The 16,510-nt window shown below is 61.8% G+C and carries 14 protein-coding genes; 8 read left to right on the top strand and 6 right to left on the bottom strand.

The annotated features are described in order from the left end of the window. Positions 1–15 precede the first annotated feature (15 nt). Together ACR0K9_RS16270 and ACR0K9_RS16265 are read right to left on the bottom strand one after the other, a co-directional pair. A complete protein-coding gene (locus ACR0K9_RS16270; RefSeq protein ID WP_480824746.1) occupies positions 16–1,047 on the bottom strand; it encodes a permease in 1,032 nt (343 codons plus the stop codon). After that, positions 1,040–1,348 carry an ArsR/SmtB family transcription factor gene (locus ACR0K9_RS16265; RefSeq protein WP_480471948.1) on the bottom strand — a complete coding sequence of 103 codons (309 nt, stop codon included), beginning with the start codon at positions 1,346–1,348 and terminating at the stop codon, positions 1,040–1,042. The genes ACR0K9_RS16270 and ACR0K9_RS16265 overlap by 8 nt, the downstream gene beginning before the upstream one ends. 118 nt (positions 1,349–1,466) lie before the next feature. Here ACR0K9_RS16265 and pdxR point away from each other — a divergent pair, with 118 nt between their 5' ends. From pdxR to ACR0K9_RS16240, 5 genes are all read left to right on the top strand, one after another. Then, a complete protein-coding gene (gene pdxR, locus ACR0K9_RS16260; RefSeq protein ID WP_480824744.1) occupies positions 1,467–2,927 on the top strand; it encodes a MocR-like pyridoxine biosynthesis transcription factor PdxR in 1,461 nt (486 codons plus the stop codon). 128 nt (positions 2,928–3,055) lie between these two features. Then, positions 3,056–4,825 (top strand): sulfoacetaldehyde acetyltransferase, encoded by a 1,770-nt coding sequence (gene xsc, locus ACR0K9_RS16255; RefSeq protein WP_480534252.1) that lies wholly within the window; start codon positions 3,056–3,058, stop codon positions 4,823–4,825. Positions 4,826–4,987: 162 nt separating this feature from the next. Further along, on the top strand, positions 4,988–7,804 hold the full coding sequence (locus ACR0K9_RS16250; protein WP_480824742.1) for a molybdopterin oxidoreductase family protein: 2,817 nt from the start codon (positions 4,988–4,990) through the stop codon (positions 7,802–7,804). A 97-nt stretch (positions 7,805–7,901) separates the two neighbouring features. Then, positions 7,902–8,651, top strand: a complete 750-nt coding sequence (locus ACR0K9_RS16245) for a 4Fe-4S dicluster domain-containing protein (protein ID WP_480824740.1) — start codon at positions 7,902–7,904, stop codon at positions 8,649–8,651. Continuing rightward, positions 8,651–9,538, top strand: a complete 888-nt coding sequence (locus ACR0K9_RS16240) for a dimethyl sulfoxide reductase anchor subunit family protein (RefSeq protein ID WP_480824738.1) — start codon at positions 8,651–8,653, stop codon at positions 9,536–9,538. Before ACR0K9_RS16245 ends, ACR0K9_RS16240 begins: the two co-directional genes overlap by 1 nt. A 134-nt stretch (positions 9,539–9,672) precedes the next feature. Here ACR0K9_RS16240 and dapA read toward each other — a convergent pair whose 3' ends face one another. Then, on the bottom strand, positions 9,673–10,545 hold the full coding sequence (gene dapA, locus ACR0K9_RS16235; protein WP_480824736.1) for a 4-hydroxy-tetrahydrodipicolinate synthase: 873 nt from the start codon (positions 10,543–10,545) through the stop codon (positions 9,673–9,675). A gap of 133 nt (positions 10,546–10,678) precedes the next feature. On the opposite strand from dapA, the gene ACR0K9_RS16230 reads away from it, so the two are divergent. Next, on the top strand, positions 10,679–12,643 hold the full coding sequence (locus ACR0K9_RS16230; protein WP_480824734.1) for a lytic transglycosylase domain-containing protein: 1,965 nt from the start codon (positions 10,679–10,681) through the stop codon (positions 12,641–12,643). On the opposite strand, the gene ACR0K9_RS16225 is transcribed toward ACR0K9_RS16230, so the two are convergent. Both ACR0K9_RS16225 and mnmC2 read right to left on the bottom strand, forming a co-directional pair. Beyond that, positions 12,617–13,486, bottom strand: coding sequence for a DMT family transporter (locus ACR0K9_RS16225; protein ID WP_480824732.1), 870 nt, complete (start codon positions 13,484–13,486; stop codon positions 12,617–12,619). The genes ACR0K9_RS16230 and ACR0K9_RS16225 overlap by 27 nt on opposite strands. Then, positions 13,483–14,148 (bottom strand): tRNA (5-methylaminomethyl-2-thiouridine)(34)-methyltransferase MnmC2, encoded by a 666-nt coding sequence (gene mnmC2 / locus ACR0K9_RS16220; protein WP_480534266.1) that lies wholly within the window; start codon positions 14,146–14,148, stop codon positions 13,483–13,485. Before mnmC2 ends, ACR0K9_RS16225 begins: the two co-directional genes overlap by 4 nt. A 55-nt stretch (positions 14,149–14,203) precedes the next feature. Between mnmC2 and ACR0K9_RS16215 the strand changes: the two genes are divergently transcribed. Together ACR0K9_RS16215 and ACR0K9_RS16210 are read left to right on the top strand one after the other, a co-directional pair. After that, complete coding sequence (locus ACR0K9_RS16215) at positions 14,204–15,238, top strand: NAD(P)/FAD-dependent oxidoreductase (protein WP_480824730.1); 1,035 nt, start codon at positions 14,204–14,206, stop codon at positions 15,236–15,238. Continuing rightward, positions 15,235–15,714: a GNAT family N-acetyltransferase gene (locus ACR0K9_RS16210; protein WP_480824728.1), complete on the top strand. Its 480-nt coding sequence runs from the start codon at positions 15,235–15,237 to the stop codon at positions 15,712–15,714. Before ACR0K9_RS16215 ends, ACR0K9_RS16210 begins: the two co-directional genes overlap by 4 nt. Here the strand turns inward: ACR0K9_RS16210 and ACR0K9_RS16205 are convergent. Continuing rightward, on the bottom strand, positions 15,706–16,497 hold the full coding sequence (locus ACR0K9_RS16205) for an HTD2 family dehydratase (protein ID WP_480824726.1): 792 nt from the start codon (positions 16,495–16,497) through the stop codon (positions 15,706–15,708). The genes ACR0K9_RS16210 and ACR0K9_RS16205 overlap by 9 nt on opposite strands. Positions 16,498–16,510 lie beyond the last annotated feature (13 nt).

Below are 16,510 nucleotides of genomic sequence, written 5' to 3'. Positions count from 1 at the left end.
CGGGCGGTTTTTCCTTCAGATCATCTGAAACAGGACGCCAGCAACCACGGCTCCGCTGACCCCCAACACCAGATAGGCGGCAAAGACGCGCGGCTTGACCAGCGACCAAACTGCCGCCATCGCCGGGATCGAACTGACGGCCCCTGCAATCATGAACGCCATGGCAGCGCCTGCCGTCATCCCCTGCTCCATCAGCCCCGCCAGCAGCGGCGGTGCCACGTAGGAGTTCAGATAGGCGGGCATCCCGACCAGCGCAGCGGTGACGATGGGCAGCACGCCCTCACCCCCGACAACGCCTGCGATCAGGTCCGCCGGGACATAGCTGACCAGCAACGCTTCGAGCACATAGGCCAGCGCCAGCCATTTCAACAGGAACAGGCCGTTATGGACAAACTCGGACCGGAACCGCACGCGACGCTCGGGCTCCTGCCAGAATTTCCATACCGGTTTGTCGTCTTTCTTCGGCCCGCAACCGCAGCAGCCTGCGGGTTTGTATTCCCGCAAGGGTTGGGCGAAAGCGCCGCCACGTGTCAGCGCGCGGATGGCAAAGCCTCCGAACAGACCCAGAGCGACAGCCGCGACCGCCTTGCCAATGGCAAAGGGCCAGCCCAATGCACCCGCAGTGATCAACAGGGTTGGCGGGTCGATCAGCGGCGAGCTGAGCCAGAACGCCATGACCGCCGACAAAGGCGCGCCCAGCGCCAGAAGCCCGGCGATAAAGGGGATCACTTCGCAGGAACAGAAGGGCGCCAGCCCCCCGAACAGCGCGGCCAGAAAGATCATCCGCGTCTCGCGCCCCTCAAAGGCACGGGCCACCATCACCTCGGCCCCGGTTGCCTTGAGGTAGGACAGCAGCAACACCGCGAACAGGATGTATTGCCCGGTATGCGCCAACGCTTTGGCCGCGAAGGTCACAACCTCGGTCCAATTGCCCGGATCAAGCAGGGCGACAGCAATCAGAAGGGCGATGATCACGGCCCATGGCGTCTTGATCAGATCGATCACGTTGCGTGCCAGAGGTTTGGGATTTTGTGTCAACTCAGCCATCATTCGCGGCCTTTCCCACTTCGTCTGCGCAGCATTCGCTGAGAATGAACTGCGCAAGGTTTCTCAATTCATCGAAACACGCCCGGTTGATCGTGCTGCGTCCGATTTTTTCCTGCTCGACCACGCCACCGGCAGCCAGAAAGCGCAGGTGATGGGCCAGGGTCGAAGGCGCAATGCCAGTACGGTTCTGGATCTCACCGACCGTCAATCCGGTCTGCCCGGCCCGCACCAGCGTCTTCAGGACCTTCAATCGGGCTTCGGACCCCATGGCCGAAAACCCGGCAGCGGCTGATTCCCACATTTTCGATCTCCATTAAACTAGATTTCTGGTTATTTAGTTCTTTCGACGCACAGTGTCAATCACCTTCAAGCGATAAGTCCAGATTGCTCTTGCCGTAAGTCCAACCTATAACCACCCTATGAGCATCTCGGTCGATACCTTCTTTCTGGAACGCAACGCACAGGGCACCCTGCAGGCGCAGATCCAACAGATGATTGCCGAAGGCATCCTGTCGGGCCGCTTTCATGTGGGTGAGAAATTGCCCTCTTCCCGTAAACTGGCCGCACATCTGGGAGTCAGCCGGATTACCGTCACCCTGGCCTATACGGAATTGCTGGCCAGTGATTATCTCAGTGCCAAAGGGCGCTCGGGCTACTATGTATCCGACAATGCGCCGGTGCCACCGACCTACACGCCGCTGCGCCGCGAGACCGAGACCGTGGACTGGAACCGCACCTTTGCACGCAGGTTCTCGGGCGGAGACATTCTGCAGAAACCCAGCAACTGGCGCGAGTACCGCTATCCTTTCATCTATGGTCAGGTCGACCGGAAGCTGTTCGATCATGCGAACTGGCGTCTTTGCGCCGTACGGGCCCTGGGGCACAAGGATTTCGACACGCTGACCGGCGACTATGTGGATCGCGACGATCCGCTGTTGATCGAATTCATCGCCCGCCACACCCTACCCCGGCGCGGGATCGCAGCGCGCCCCGAAGAGATACTCATAACGCTGGGGGCCCAGAACGCGCTGTGGCTGGCCTCACGCGTGCTGCTCAACCGAGATCGCAAAGCGGCCATTGAGGACCCGTGCTATTATGCGCTGCGCGATTTGCTGATCCACTCCGAATGCAAACTGGCCCCTTTGCGCGTTGACCGGGATGGCCTGCCGCCCGAGGCGATCCCCGATGACACCGATGTCATTTTCACCACCCCCAGCCACCAATGCCCCACCACCGCCACGATGCCCATCGCACGCCGCCACGCTTTGCTGCAGCGCGCCCGGGAACTGGACGCGATGATCGTCGAAGATGATTACGAGTTCGAGATGTCCTTTCTGGGCGCACCCTCGCCCGCTTTGCGGTCGCTGGATACGGATGGGCGGGTGATCTATGTCGGCAGCTTTTCCAAGTCACTGTTTCCGGGTCTGCGGCTGGGTTACATGGTGGGTTCCGAAAATTTCATCCGCGAAGCGCGTGCATTGCGGTCGCTGGTCCTGCGGCATCCGCCGGGTCATGTACAACGCACGGCTGCCTATTTCCTGTCTCTTGGGCACTATGATGCGCAGATTCGGCGGATGTCCAAAGCGCTGCAGATTCGGCGCGAAATCATCGACGATGCAATCCGGCATTCTGGCCTGACGGTCGCGGGTCGCGGGATGCTGGGCGGGTCATCGATCTGGATGCAGGCCACCGAGGATGTGGATACGACCCGGCTTGCGAGGCAGCTGCAGGACAAAGGCGTGCATATCGAACCCGGCGAGACCTTCTTTTCCGGCCTGGACCGGCCAAAGAACTACTACAGGCTCGGGTATTCCTCGATCACATCCGACCGGATCGGACCGGGAATCGCACAAATCGCCGAAGCCATCAGACAGGCCTGATCGGCGACACTGGACCTAATCCGACGTCTATTCTGGCCCTAACGCCGCAGACACCCTTGGGTCAAAACCGAATAGAAATCCGGGGCGACAGACCCCGTCACAGCCATTCACGATCGGAGAGTACGCAGATGAAAATGACCACCGAAGAGGCCTTTGTTAAGGTTCTGCAAATGCACGGTATCGAGCATGCGTTCGGTATTATCGGATCGGCCATGATGCCGATCTCTGACATCTTTGGGAAAGCCGGCATCACTTTCTGGGACTGCGCGCATGAAGGCTCCGGCGGCATGATGGCCGACGGCTACACCCGCGCCACCGGCAAGATGTCGATGATGATCGCCCAGAACGGCCCCGGCATCACCAATTTTGTGACCGCCGTCAAAACCGCCTACTGGAACCACACGCCGCTGCTGCTGGTCACCCCGCAGGCCGCCAACAAGACCATGGGTCAGGGCGGTTTCCAGGAGATGGAGCAGATGCGCATGTTCGCCGACTGCGTCTGCTATCAGGAAGAAGTACGTGACCCCAGCCGCATGGCCGAGGTTCTGAGCCGCGTGATCATGAAAGCCAAGCATGCATCCGCACCAGCGCAGATCAACGTGCCACGCGACTTCTTCACTCAGGTCGTCGACATCGAACTGCCTGCCGTTGTTGAATTCGAACTGCCTCAGGGTGGTGCTGCAGCTGTAACCGAAGCTGCTGCGCTGCTGTCGAGCGCCAAAAACCCCGTTATCCTGAACGGGGCCGGTACGGTTCTGTCCAAAGGCGGCATCGAAGCCTCGAAAGCCCTGGCCGAGCGTCTGGACGCGCCCGTCTGCGTTGGCTACCAGCACAACGACGCCTTCCCCGGCTCGCACCCGCTGTTTGCTGGCCCGCTGGGCTATAACGGCTCGAAAGCCGGTATGGAGCTGATCAAGGAAGCTGACGTGGTTCTGTGCCTCGGCACCCGCCTGAACCCGTTCTCGACCCTGCCGGGCTACGGTCTGGAATACTGGCCCGCAAATGCGAAGATCATTCAGGTCGACATCAACCCGGATCGCATCGGCCTGACCAAGAAGGTCTCGGTCGGCATAGTTGGCGACGCGGCCACCGTTGCGACCAACATCCTGGCGCAGCTGTCGGACACCGCAGGTGACGAAGGCCGCGACGAGCGCAAGGCGAAAATCGCCGAAACCAAATCCCGTTGGGCACAGGAACTGACCTCGATGGATCACGAGCAGGACGATCCGGGCACCACCTGGAACGAACGCGCCCGCGCCGCCAAGCCGGACTGGCTGAGCCCCCGGAAAGCATGGCGTGCCATCCAGAAGGCCCTGCCGAAAGAGGCAATCATCTCGTCCGACATCGGCAACAACTGCGCCATCGGCAACGCCTATCCTTCGTTCGAGGAAGGCCGCAAGTATCTGGCCCCCGGCCTGTTCGGCCCCTGTGGCTACGGCCTGCCGTCGGTGATCGGCGCCAAGATCGGCTGCCCGGACGTTCCGGTTGTTGGTTTCTCGGGTGACGGTGCCTTCGGCATCGCCGTGACCGAACTGACCGCCATTGGTCGCGAAGAATGGCCCGCTGTCACTCAGGTTGTCTTCCGCAACTACCAGTGGGGCGCGGAAAAGCGTAACTCGACCCTGTGGTTCGACGACAACTTCGTCGGCACCGAGCTGGACACGCAGGTGTCTTACGCCGGTATCGCCAACGCCTGTGGTCTAAAAGGCGTTGTCGCCCGCACTCAGGACGAGCTTACCGCGGCCCTGGATCAGGCGATCAAAGATCAGAAGAACGGTATCACCACCCTGATCGAAGCGATGATCAACCAGGAACTGGGTGAGCCATTCCGCCGTGACGCGATGAAGAAGCCGGTCGAAGTAGCTGGCATCGACATCAACGACATGCGTCCGCAATAAGCCAAACATGTGGCCGGACCACCAAGGTCCGGCCACAGTCCGGGGCATCTTTCCCACGTCACTGGGAAAAACGTCCGCAAATGCTTGAGCCCGGCAGCAAAATTCTCAGAATGGCCAGCACGTTCAGGTACCAAGGCAACCGGCCATAGGGAGAGAATTGACGTGACGCAACAGCCCAGGATCGACCTGTCGCCCAAAGTCTCGGACGAGGTCCGGCGCACCACCTGTTACATGTGCGCCTGCCGCTGCGGCATCAACGTCCACATGAAAGACGGCAAGGTCGCCTATATCGAGGGCAACCGGGATCATCCGGTCAACAAGGGCGTGCTCTGCGCCAAGGGTTCCGCCGGGATCATGCAGGTCAACGCCCCCTCGCGCCTGCGCAAACCGCTGCGCCGTGTCGGCCCGCGCGGATCGGGCGAATTTCGCGAGATCGAGTGGGACGAAGCGATCAGCACCGCCGTTGGCTGGCTGAACGAACTGCACGAAACCGCACCGCAAAAACTGGCCTTCTTCACCGGCCGTGACCAAAGCCAGAGCTTCACCTCCTTCTGGGCACAGAATTTCGGCACTCCGAACTATGCGGCCCATGGCGGCTTCTGCTCGGTCAACATGGCTGCGGGCGGCATCTACACGATGGGTGGCGCGTTCTGGGAATTCGGCCAGCCCGACTGGGACCACACCAAATTGTTCATGTTGTTCGGTGTGGCCGAGGATCATGACAGCAATCCGATCAAGATGGGCATCGGCAAGATCAAGGCGCGTGGCGCGCGGGTGATCGGGGTGAACCCGATCCGCTCGGGCTATAACGCTGTGGCAGACGACTGGGTCGGGATCACGCCGGGCACCGATGGGTTGTTCATCCTGTCGCTGATCCATGTGCTGATGAAAGCGGGCAAGATCGATCTGGACTATCTCAGCCGCTATACCAACGCGCCGGTTCTGGTGAATGCCGCGGAAGGCCCGGAAAAAGGCCTGTTCCTGCGCGATGAAGACGGCAAACCGCTGGTAATCGACCGGGTGACCGGCGAACTGACCGCCTTTGACAAACCCGGCGTACGCCCGGACCTGTCGGCGACCTATGAACAGGACGGCGTCACCCACCGCCCGGTCTTCCACCTGATGGCCGAGAAATACCTCAGCGACGAACACGCCCCCGAGGCCGTCGCCGAGCGCTGCGGCATCCCCGCCAAACGCATTCGTGCCATTGCTGCCGAAATCGCTCGCGTGGCCTTTGACGAAGCGATCGAGCTGGATCACGAATGGACCGACTTCCGCGGCGAAACACATTCGAAAATGACAGGCCGCCCGGTCAGCTTCCACTCGATGCGCGGCATCTCGGCCCATGCCAACGGGTTCCAGACCTGCCGCGCCCTGCACGTGCTGCAGATCCTGCTGGGCACGGTCGAGGTCCCCGGCGGCTTCCGTTTCAAACCGCCCTATCCCAAACCGGTCGAGGCGCACCCGACCCCGCATGGCGACCGCCGTCCGGGCCGCCCGCTGAACGGGCCGCATCTGGGCTTTCCGCGCGGTCCCGACGATCTGTTGCTGGACGATGACGGCAGCCCCATTCGCATCGACAAGGCATTCACATGGGAAAACCCGATGTCGGCCCACGGGCTGATGCATATGGTGATCTCGAACGCTGCTGCAGGCGATCCCTACAAGATCGACACGCTGTTCATGTACATGGCGAACATGTCGTGGAACTCGTCCATGAACACCAAGGGCGTGATGGAGATGTTGACGGCCAAGGATGACGACGGCAACTACGTCATCCCGAACATCATCTATTCTGACGCCTATTCCTCGGAAATGGTGGCCTATGCCGACCTGATTCTGCCCGACACCACCTATCTGGAGCGGCACGACTGTATCTCTCTGCTCGACCGCCCGATCTGCGAGGCTGATGCCGCCGCCGACGCCATCCGCTGGCCGGTGGTCGAGCCCGACCGCGATGTGCGCGGTTTCCAGTCGGTGCTGATCGAACTGGCCAACCGCATGAGCCTGCCGGGCTTCACCAACGAAGACGGCAGCGCCAAGTGGAAAGACTATGCCGATTATATCGTCAACCACGAACGCCGACCGGGTATTGGCCCGTTGGCCGGTTTCCGGGGCGAAGACGGCGACAAGGAAGGGCGCGGAGAGGTCAACCCCGAGCAGTTGAACCGCTATATCGACAACGGCGGCTTCTATGTCGCACATATCCCCGAAGGCGCGGATTACTACAAACCGTGGAACGCAGCCTATCAGGACTGGGCCGTGGGCATGGGCCTTTATGACAGCCCGCAACCCTATCTGTTCCAGCTCTATTCCGAGCCGATGCGCAAGTTCCAGCTGGCCGCCGAAGGCTTTGGCGACCGCCAGCCGCCGGAACATCTGCGCCAGCGCATCAAAGACAAGATGGACCCGCTGCCGATCTGGTACGAAACCGATCAGCAGGGCAACGAGGGCTTCACCGTCAACGCTCTGACCCAGCGCCCGATGGCGATGTATCACAGCTGGGGCACGCAAAACGCCTGGCTGCGCCAGTTGCACGGGCGCAACCCGCTTTACGTGCCCACAAAGCTGATGCGGGAACATGGGTTGCAGGATGGCGATTGGGCCAAGGTCAGCTCTCCGCACGGAGAAATCACCGTGCCCGTGATGGAAATGGCGGCGCTGAACGACAATACCGTCTGGACCTGGAACGCCATCGGCAAACGCAAAGGCGCCTGGGCCCTGCAAGAGGACGCGCCCGAAGCCACCAAGGGCTTCCTGCTCAACCACCTGATCCACGAATTGCTGCCCGCCAAAGGGGATGGCATGCGATGGGCCAATTCCGACCCGGTGACAGGCCAGGCCGCCTGGTTCGACCTCAAGGTCAAGATCAAAAAGGCCGACGCCCCCGCCGACGTCCAGAGCCAGCCGGAATTCGATCCGATCAAATCCCCCGTCGGCACCGGTCCCAAAGATCTGGCATGGAAGGTGGGCAAATGACGCGTATCCGCCCTTCATCTGGCCAAAAATATCCCGGGGAGCGCGAGGGGCTGGCCCCTCGCCCCTGCCCTCACCACACACGCGGAGGCATGCTGCAATGACCCAGCTACCCACGTCCACCGAGCGCAAAATGGGTCTGGTCATCGACCTGGACACCTGCGTTGGCTGCCATGCCTGCGTGATCTCCTGCAAAGGTTGGAACACCGAAAACTACGGCGCGCCACTATCCGATCAGGATGCCTATGGCGGCAATCCGTCGGGCACCTTCCTGAACCGTGTGCATTCTTACGAGGTGCAGCCTGCTGACGGTCACGCCCAGCTGATTCACTTCCCCAAATCCTGCCTGCATTGCGAAGATGCGCCCTGCGTCACCGTCTGCCCGACCGGTGCCAGCTACAAGCGTGTCGAAGACGGCATCGTGCTGGTCAATGAAAGTGACTGCATCGGTTGCGGCCTGTGCGCGTGGTCCTGCCCTTATGGCGCGCGCGAGCTGGACATGGCCGAGAGTGTGATGAAGAAATGCACGCTCTGCGTTGATCGTATCTATAACGAGAACCTGCCTGAGGTGGATCGCATCCCCTCTTGCGTGCGCACCTGCCCCGCAGGCGCGCGGCATTTTGGCGATCTGGGTGATCCCGACAGCGATGTCAACAAACTGGTTGCCGAACGCGAGGGCATGGATCTGATGCCTGAGATGGGCACCAAACCGGTCAACAAATACCTGCCTCCGCGCCCCAAGGACACGGTCGAGGACCAGATCGACATTCTGGCCCCGCTTCTGGCCCCTGTGGCCGAAGAGCCCAAGGGCTTCCTTGGTTGGCTCGACAAGACGTTGGAGAAGCTCTGATGCATCCCGCACCTTCCGTCATCCTCTTCACCACCCTGTCCGGTCTGGGTTTTGGCCTGCTGTTTTTTCTCGGACTCGGTCAGCCTGCCGTGACCGGCTTTGTGGCATTCGTTTTCTACGCCATCGCCTACGCGCTTGCGGTGGGTGGCCTGTTGGCCTCGACCTTCCATTTGGGTCATCCCGAGCGCGCCTGGAAAGCCTTCAGCCAATGGAAATCCAGCTGGCTCAGCCGTGAAGGGGTCTGCGCCGTCGCCGCCCTTGTCGTCATGGGGCTTTACGCCTTTGGCGCAGTCTTCCTGCAAAGCCACTGGACCTTGTTAGGCTGGATCGGCGCGATCCTCAGCCTTGCCACCGTGTTCACCACTTCGATGATCTACACCCAGCTCAAGACCATCCCGCGCTGGAACATGGAGCTGACACCGGCCATGTTCCTGTCCTTCAGCCTGGCCGGAGGTGCCCTGCTGTCCGGAGCCGAAGCGCTGGCCCCCTGGCTGCTTGCCATCGCCGGTGCGGTGCAGCTTGCCTATTGGGCCAAAGGTGACGGCGCGTTCGCGCGATCCGGCACCACGTTGGGCACCGCCACCGGACTGGGTGTCCGCGGTGGCGTGCGCGCCTTCGAGCCGCCGCACACAGGAACCAACTATCTGCTGCGCGAATTCGTCCACGTGGTCGGGCGCAAGCACGCACAGAAGCTGCGGGCAATTTCCTTTGGTCTGGCGTTTGTACTGCCTTTGCTGCTGATCCTGATCCCGGTCTCGGGCGTCGTGATCAAGCATCTCTTTGCCCTGCTGGCAGTGCTGTCTCATCTGGCGGGGGTCGTAGTGTCCCGCTGGCTGTTCTTCGCGCAGGCCGAACATGTCGTCGGGTTGTATTACGGGAAACGGTAGAGGGGGCTCTGCCCCCGCCGCGGCAAGCCGCGACTCCCCTGGGATATTTTTGGGCCAGATGAAGTCTGGATCCGTCAGAATGAAAAGGGCGGCGCTCGGGGTTCGAGGCCGCCCTTTTTTGTATCGAACGTAAGCTAGATCAGGCCAGCATGCGCCATCGCCGCTTCGATGGCGGATTTGGTGCTGTCATCCAGCTCGGTCAGGGGTGAGCGGACCTCGGTGCTGCACAGCCCCAGCTTGCTGAGCGCGTATTTGGCGCCGACAAGGCCGGGCTCGATGAAGATCGCTTCGTGCAGGGGCATCAGGCGGTCCTGATACTCCAGAGCTTTTGCATAATCGCCCGACAGAGTGGCCTGTTGGAATTCGGTGCAGAGTTTCGGCGCAACGTTTGCCGTGACCGAGATGCATCCGACGCCGCCATGGGCGTTAAAGCCCAGCGCCGTGGCGTCCTCACCCGAAAGCTGGCAGAAATCGGGTCCGCAGCTCGCGCGTTGCTGGCTGACGCGGGCCAGATCGCCGGTTGCGTCCTTGACGCCTACGATTCGCGGCAGTTTGGCCAGTTCTCCCATCGTCTCGGGAGTCATGTCGATGACAGAACGGCCCGGGATATTGTAGATGATGATCGGAATATCGGCGCAGTCGTGCAGCGCGCGGAAATGCGCGAGCAGGCCTTTTTGCGTCGGCTTGTTGTAATAGGGCGTCACAACCAGCGCAGCATCGGCACCGGCGTTCTTGGCGAACTGGACGAAACGAATGGCCTCGACCGTGTTGTTCGAACCGGCACCTGCAATAACAGGAACGCGGCCTGCTGCGGCTTTGACAACCTCTGCCACAACCGTTTCATGCTCTTCATGGCTGAGCGTCGGGCTTTCGCCGGTCGTGCCCACCGGAACCAGCCCGGTCGAACCTTCCTTTATCTGCCACTCCACCAAGCGTTTGAGCGTATCCAGGTCCAACGCGCCGTTTGAAAACGGGGTGACGAGGGCTGGCATCGAGCCTTTGAACATGACACGCTCCTTAAGGTGCAGTTAGCAATTTTTGCGCCTGACGCGGTCACAATCATCACGATGTGAGTTGATCCCGGCGGCGCAAGGTTTATCCTGAATGGCTCTATCCTTGGTTGGTTGGGAAATGCAAGGCATGACACGCGTTCTGGCGCTTTTGGTGGCGGTGATTCTGGGATCTTTGGGGCAGGCGCGGGCCGAGGCCGTGGGCGACCTGCGCGCGGGCCTTTACGAGATGCGTAAGGGAGACTGGAACGCGGCGTTGCGTGTGTCCGGCCAGCGGGGATCAGTGTCACGGGACATCATCGTCTGGCATTGGCTGCGCGAAGGATTCGGCAGCTCGGGCGATGTGCTGGTGTTTCTTGAGCGGCGCCCCGATTGGCCGGGACTGGCCTGGCTGCGGCGCAAGAGCGAACCGTCGTTCACCAATACAGACGCGGATCGGGTGCTGAAATTCTATGACGGAATGCCGCCGCAAACTGCCGAAGGGGCGCTGAACTATGCTGTCGCCCTGATGAGCAAGGGGCGTCATGGCGAGGCCGAAGCTGATGTCGTGACCGCATGGCGGACGATGCCGATGGGGGCCGGTCTGCAGAAGACCTATCTGGAGAATTTCAGCGCGTTGCTGAAACCCCATCACGGCGCGCGTCTGGATCGAATGCTGTGGGACGGGCAACTGGTTAGCGCCGGGCAAATGTTGCCTTTGGTCAGTGCGGATCAGCGCAAGCTGGCTGAGGCGCGGATTGCCTTGCAGAAACGCCAGAATGGTGTGGATGGCAAGGTTGCTGCGGTCCCGAGTTCCTTGGCCGATGCGCCGGGCCTGGCCTTTGACCGTTTCGTCTGGCGCGACCGGAAGGAATTGGATGACAGCGCCATCGATCTGATGCTGGCACGTTCGACCGGACCGGACGCACTGGGTGAACCCGACAAATGGGCCGAAGGACGGCGCAGGCTGGCGCGGCTTGAAATGCGTACGGGCAGCGCCGAGCGTGCCTATGCCATTGCCGCCAATCACCACATGACACCGGATATGGGCTATGCCTATGCCGATCTTGAGTGGCTGGCCGGGTTCCTTGCCCTGCGCAAGCTGAACGATCCGGCCACGGCCGTGCGCCATTTCCAGAACTTTTCGGGGGCGGTGCGATCGCCGATTTCGAAAGGGCGCGGCGGCTACTGGCTGGGCCGTGCCTACGCTGCATTGGGCGATGCCGACAAAGCGTATGAGGCTTATTCGGCGGGGGCGGACTATCAGACCTCGTTCTACGGATTGTTGGCAGCCGAGCGGATCGGTCGCCCGTTCGACAGCGAGCTGGCCAATCCGCGCCGCGCGCCGCATTGGAAACAGTCCGCGTTTGCCGATTCAAGCGTGCTTGAAGCCGGGCTGCTGCTGTTGCGCGCAGGGGAAGGCAATCTGTCCGAACGTTTCCTGACCCATCTGGTGGAAAGTCTTGATCAGACGCAGGCCGCTCAGCTGGGTGATCTGGCAATCGAACTGAACGAGCCGCATCTGGCCGTCATGATAGCAAAACGCGCAGCGACCACAGGCACCGTCCTGCCCGCTGCCTATTATCCCGTGCATCCAGTGGCCGATATGGGCCTGCCGATGGCGAAAGAGATGACGCTGGCCATTGCCCGCCGCGAAAGCGAGTTCGATCCGGTGGTGATCAGCGGCGCAGGCGCGCGCGGCCTGATGCAGGTGATGCCCGCAACGGCAAAGCTGGTTGCACAGGATCTGGGCATTCTCAGCGGGCACCAGACCGGACGGCTGACCTCGGATTGGCAGTACAATGCCAAGCTGGGCGCCAACTATCTGTCCAGCCTCGCTGAGGATTTCAACGGAAATGTGGTGATGATGGCCGCTGGATATAACGCCGGACCGCGCAGACCGGATTCGTGGATGGAACGTTATGGCGACCCGCGCCGGGGTGAGGTAGACGTGATCGACTGGATCGAGACCATCCCGTTCAAGGAAACCCGAAACTACGTCATGCGGGTGGCTGAAAGCCTGCCAGTCTATCGCGCGCGTCTGGGCCAGCCACCACTGCCGGTGCCATTCTCGCAAGAACTGGCCGGGTCAACCCTTGCGTCGTTCGCGCCATAGGGTGAACAGACCTGCCGCAATGACCAGACCGACACCCAGAACCAGCGCGGGGCGCAGCGCCTCATTGAAGATGGTGATGCCCAGAATGGCGCTCCACATCAGGTGGAAATAGGCAAAAGGCTGCACGGCGCTGGCTTCGGCCATTTCATAGCATTTGATCAGCAGCCAGTGCCCCAGCACGCCGGTGATGCACAGCAACCCCATCCACAGCCAGTCGCTGCTGGCCATGGGTTCCCAGAACCATATTCCGACGCTGGTCATTGCGACCGCACCGGCCACGCCGGTCCAGAAAAAGCTGGTTGCGGTGCTGTCGCGCCGCGCGGCGTATCGGGTCAGAAGCCCGTAGACCGCGAACATCAGCGCCGAAATCAGCGGGATCACGGCCCAGGGGTTGAACACGCCCGCGCCGGGCTGAAGGATGATCAGCACGCCGATGCAACCAACCCCGATGGCGGCCCAGCGACGCCAGCCAACCTTCTCGCCCAGAACCGGCCCGCTGAGTGCGGCGATCAGCAGCGGATAGCAGATGAACACCGCCTGACTTTCGATCAACCCGAGGATGGTAAAGCTGAAAACGGCCACGCAAACCTCGCCGGCCAGCAACAGGCCCCGAAAGATCTGCAAGCCAAGCTGACTGGTTTGTGCCGCTGCCCGCAGACCTCCGGGCGATCTTGCGGCCACCGCGATCACAAAGGAGGCAAAGAACCAATATCGGATCATCACCACCATGTAGGTGTTGTAGGTGCCTGCCAGATGGCGCGAGATGCCGTCCTGCAACGCGAACACAATCGTTGCACCGATCATCAGCGCAATGCCCGCATTGACGTTGTTCTTCTGGCTCATGACTTCGCCGCCCGGGTCATATGTCGCTTGCGTCCAAAGCCGGGGGTCCGTGTCACGTCGAACCCCGCATCGGACAACCCCCGGCGCACGAAACCGGCGGCTGTATAGGTCGCCGCAGTGCCGCCATGGGCCGTGTGATCCGCCACCTGCTGCATCAGGTCCGCGCCCCACAGCTCGGGGTTCTTCGCGGGCGAGAACCCGTCCAGAAACCATGCATCCGCAACGCCGTTCCACTGCGGCACAGTCTGGCGAGCATCGCCGTGGATGACCTCAAGATGCAACGTATCCAGCCTGCAGGTCCGACCCGTCCAGACACCCAGAAATCGCTCGACTCGGGGCGAAAGTTCGGGAAACGCGGCCAGCGCCCGCGCCATTTCGTCGGGAGACATCGGAAACGCCTCGAAGCTGGTGAAACGCAGCGGAGTCGTCTGGCCCGCGTCTTCCCACGCAGACCAGACCGTCAACATGTTCAGGCCGGTGCCGAACCCCAGTTCGGCAATGTGAAACCCGGGTGCAAACCGCGCGGGCAGATCATTGCCTGCCAGGAACACGTGGCGCGTCTCTTCCAGCCCATTTTGCAACGAGTAATAGGGATCGTCGAAACGGTCCGAAACCGGGATCTGATCCTCGGTCCATGTCAATTCGGCACGCTGGTCTGCCATCGGGTTATCCTGTAGCTAGGCTGCGCGACACTGAACAAGGAAAAGGGGATTGGCAATGGTCGATGTGACGGTGCGCGGCGCAGGGATATTCGGCCTGTCCATCGCCTGGGCCTGCGCCCGGCGCGGCGCCAGAGTGCAGGTGGTTGATCCTTTCGGCCCCGGTGCGGGATCAAGCGGTGGTCTGGTCGGCGCGCTTGCCCCGCATGTGCCCGAAAACTGGAACGCCAAAAAGGCTTTTCAATTCGACAGCCTGATCATGGCCGAACCCTTCTGGCAGCAGGTTGAGGCAACGGGGGGCGTCTCCTCCGGGTATGGACGCCTTGGCCGGTTGCAGCCCATCGCGGACCAGCGCAGTCTGGATCTTGCCCATGCGCGGGCAACAACGGCTCAGACGCTCTGGCAAGGGCGCGCCTGTTGGACAGTGCTGCCGGTCGCAGAGGTCGGTGCCTGGTGCCCGCCCAGCCCCACCGGTTTTGTCATCCGTGACACGCTCAGCGCCCGCATGCATCCCAGACGCGCCTGCGCCGCGCTGGTTGCCGCCTTGGGTGTAATGGGGGTCGAGGTGGTGGCAGAGGCGCCCGACAAGGGTCAGGTCGTCCACGCCACGGGCCTGGCCGGTTTGGAAGAGCTCAGCCGCGCCTTTGGCAAGACGGTTGGCAACGGCGTCAAAGGACAGGCCGCTTTGCTGCGCTTTGACGCGGGATCGGTGCCGCAGCTGTTTGCGGATGCCATCCATATCGTGCCGCACGCGGATGGCACACTGGCCATCGGCTCGACGTCAGAGCGGGAGTACGATGACCCCAACAGCACCGATGCGGCGCTGGACGACGTTCTGGACCGCGCCTCGCGCGCCCTGCCCTTGCTGCACGGCGCCGAGGTGATCGAGCGTTGGGCCGGTGTGCGCCCGCGCAGCAAAAGCCGCGCCCCGATGCTGGGCGCGCATCCATTGCACCACGAACAGTTCATCGCGAACGGAGGCTTCAAAATCGGTTTCGGCATGGCTCCGAAAGTGGCCGAGGTCATGACTGACCTGATGTTGGACGGGAAAGACCAAATCCCCGAAGATTTCCGGCCCGAGGCTTCCTTATGAGCGACCTTGGCGACACACCTGAGCGCCTGACCCAAGCCGATCCAAGACTGCCCGCTATTCTGACCCTTATCCGCGAAAGCTTTGCCTATATGGAGGGGCGCATCGATCCACCCTCATCAATGCATCGCCTGTCGCTGGACGCGCTGCGGGATCAGATGCGAGACGGTGAGATCTGGATCATCGGCGATCGTCCGGATGCGGTGATTTTTCTGACGCCAAAGCCGGGGCGATTGTATCTGAGCAAGCTTGCCGTCGCCCAGGATCAACGCGGGCGCGGCCTTGCGCGCCGGTTGATGGTGCTGGCCGAGATACGCGCAAAAGCGCTGGGGCTGCCGGTGCTGGAACTTCGCACACGAATCGAGCTTGCCGAGAACCACGCCGCCTTTGCCCGCATGGGTCTTGAGAAAACCGCAGAGGTGGCCCATCCGGGCTATGACCGCACCACCTCGATCATCATGCAAAAGAACCTAGGCTGAGGCCTCAGCCCGCATGCATTCCCGCCCGTCGGGGCCACGCACCCAGAGCGCCTGATCATTCCGGCACAAACTCGCAGTCTCAAAGTGCATCAGCGGGGCCGTGGCGCGAAACGAAAACCGGGCCAGCGGACCGATCAATTCGGTCGCATACAGCATCAGAAGCTGTGCCAGCAAAGGCCCATGCACGACCAGCCCGCCATAGCCTTCGACGTCGCGTGCATAATCCAGATCATAGTGGATACGGTGCCCGTTGAAGGTCAGCGCCGAATAGCGAAACAGCAGAGTTGTATCGAACCGGACCTCGCGCAGGTCGGTCTCATCCCTTCGGGCCTCGGGGCGCCGAGGAGCCGCTGCGTCAGGCGATGGGTCCTCGCGATAGACAAGATCCTGCCACTCGGTCAGACAATGCGTGTCCTGCTGCCAGACCTCATGGCGTAGGGTGACAAACGCCAGCGGACCGCTGCGCCCGGTCTTCTGCACCGCACTCTCCCGAACAGTCCTGCGTTCGGCCCGAGTGCCTGCGATCAAGGGCGTATTAAACTCCAACCGACCACCGGCCCACATCCGCCGGGGAAACCCCATATCCGGGATCAGGCCAAGGCCCACTTTCGGGTGCCCATCCTGCCCCAGATCAGCGGGCGGCAACGGCGACCAGAAATAGAGCTGGTGGAAAAACGGCGGCAGGGGCGATCCGGCGTCGATCGGCGGCTGCTGTCCCAGCGCCACCTGCAACGCGTTGGCCCGCGCCGGGTCGATCAGGTCTGCGACGATCTCTGCGTCCATCACACCCTCGCGG

The sequence above is a fragment of the Ruegeria sp. L12 genome, from assembly GCF_056531745.1.
The sequence above is the reverse complement of the archived record's forward strand: the minus strand, read 5'-3'. Positions and strand labels throughout refer to the sequence as shown.

What these genes read in the sequence shown, in the direction of transcription:
- ACR0K9_RS16270 (WP_480824746.1), bottom strand. Translation starts at nt 1,047, where the DNA reads ATGGCTGAGTTGACACAAAATCCCAAACCTCTGGCACGCAACGTGATC.
- ACR0K9_RS16265 (WP_480471948.1), bottom strand. Translation starts at nt 1,348, where the DNA reads ATGTGGGAATCAGCCGCTGCCGGGTTTTCGGCCATGGGGTCCGAAGCC.
- pdxR (WP_480824744.1), top strand. Translation starts at nt 1,467, where the DNA reads ATGAGCATCTCGGTCGATACCTTCTTTCTGGAACGCAACGCACAGGGC.
- xsc (WP_480534252.1), top strand. Translation starts at nt 3,056, where the DNA reads ATGAAAATGACCACCGAAGAGGCCTTTGTTAAGGTTCTGCAAATGCAC.
- ACR0K9_RS16245 (WP_480824740.1), top strand. Translation starts at nt 7,902, where the DNA reads ATGACCCAGCTACCCACGTCCACCGAGCGCAAAATGGGTCTGGTCATC.
- ACR0K9_RS16240 (WP_480824738.1), top strand. Translation starts at nt 8,651, where the DNA reads ATGCATCCCGCACCTTCCGTCATCCTCTTCACCACCCTGTCCGGTCTG.
- dapA (WP_480824736.1), bottom strand. Translation starts at nt 10,545, where the DNA reads ATGTTCAAAGGCTCGATGCCAGCCCTCGTCACCCCGTTTTCAAACGGC.
- ACR0K9_RS16230 (WP_480824734.1), top strand. Translation starts at nt 10,679, where the DNA reads ATGACACGCGTTCTGGCGCTTTTGGTGGCGGTGATTCTGGGATCTTTG.
- ACR0K9_RS16225 (WP_480824732.1), bottom strand. Translation starts at nt 13,486, where the DNA reads ATGAGCCAGAAGAACAACGTCAATGCGGGCATTGCGCTGATGATCGGT.
- mnmC2 (WP_480534266.1), bottom strand. Translation starts at nt 14,148, where the DNA reads ATGGCAGACCAGCGTGCCGAATTGACATGGACCGAGGATCAGATCCCG.
- ACR0K9_RS16215 (WP_480824730.1), top strand. Translation starts at nt 14,204, where the DNA reads ATGGTCGATGTGACGGTGCGCGGCGCAGGGATATTCGGCCTGTCCATC.
- ACR0K9_RS16210 (WP_480824728.1), top strand. Translation starts at nt 15,235, where the DNA reads ATGAGCGACCTTGGCGACACACCTGAGCGCCTGACCCAAGCCGATCCA.
- ACR0K9_RS16205 (WP_480824726.1), bottom strand. Translation starts at nt 16,497, where the DNA reads ATGGACGCAGAGATCGTCGCAGACCTGATCGACCCGGCGCGGGCCAAC.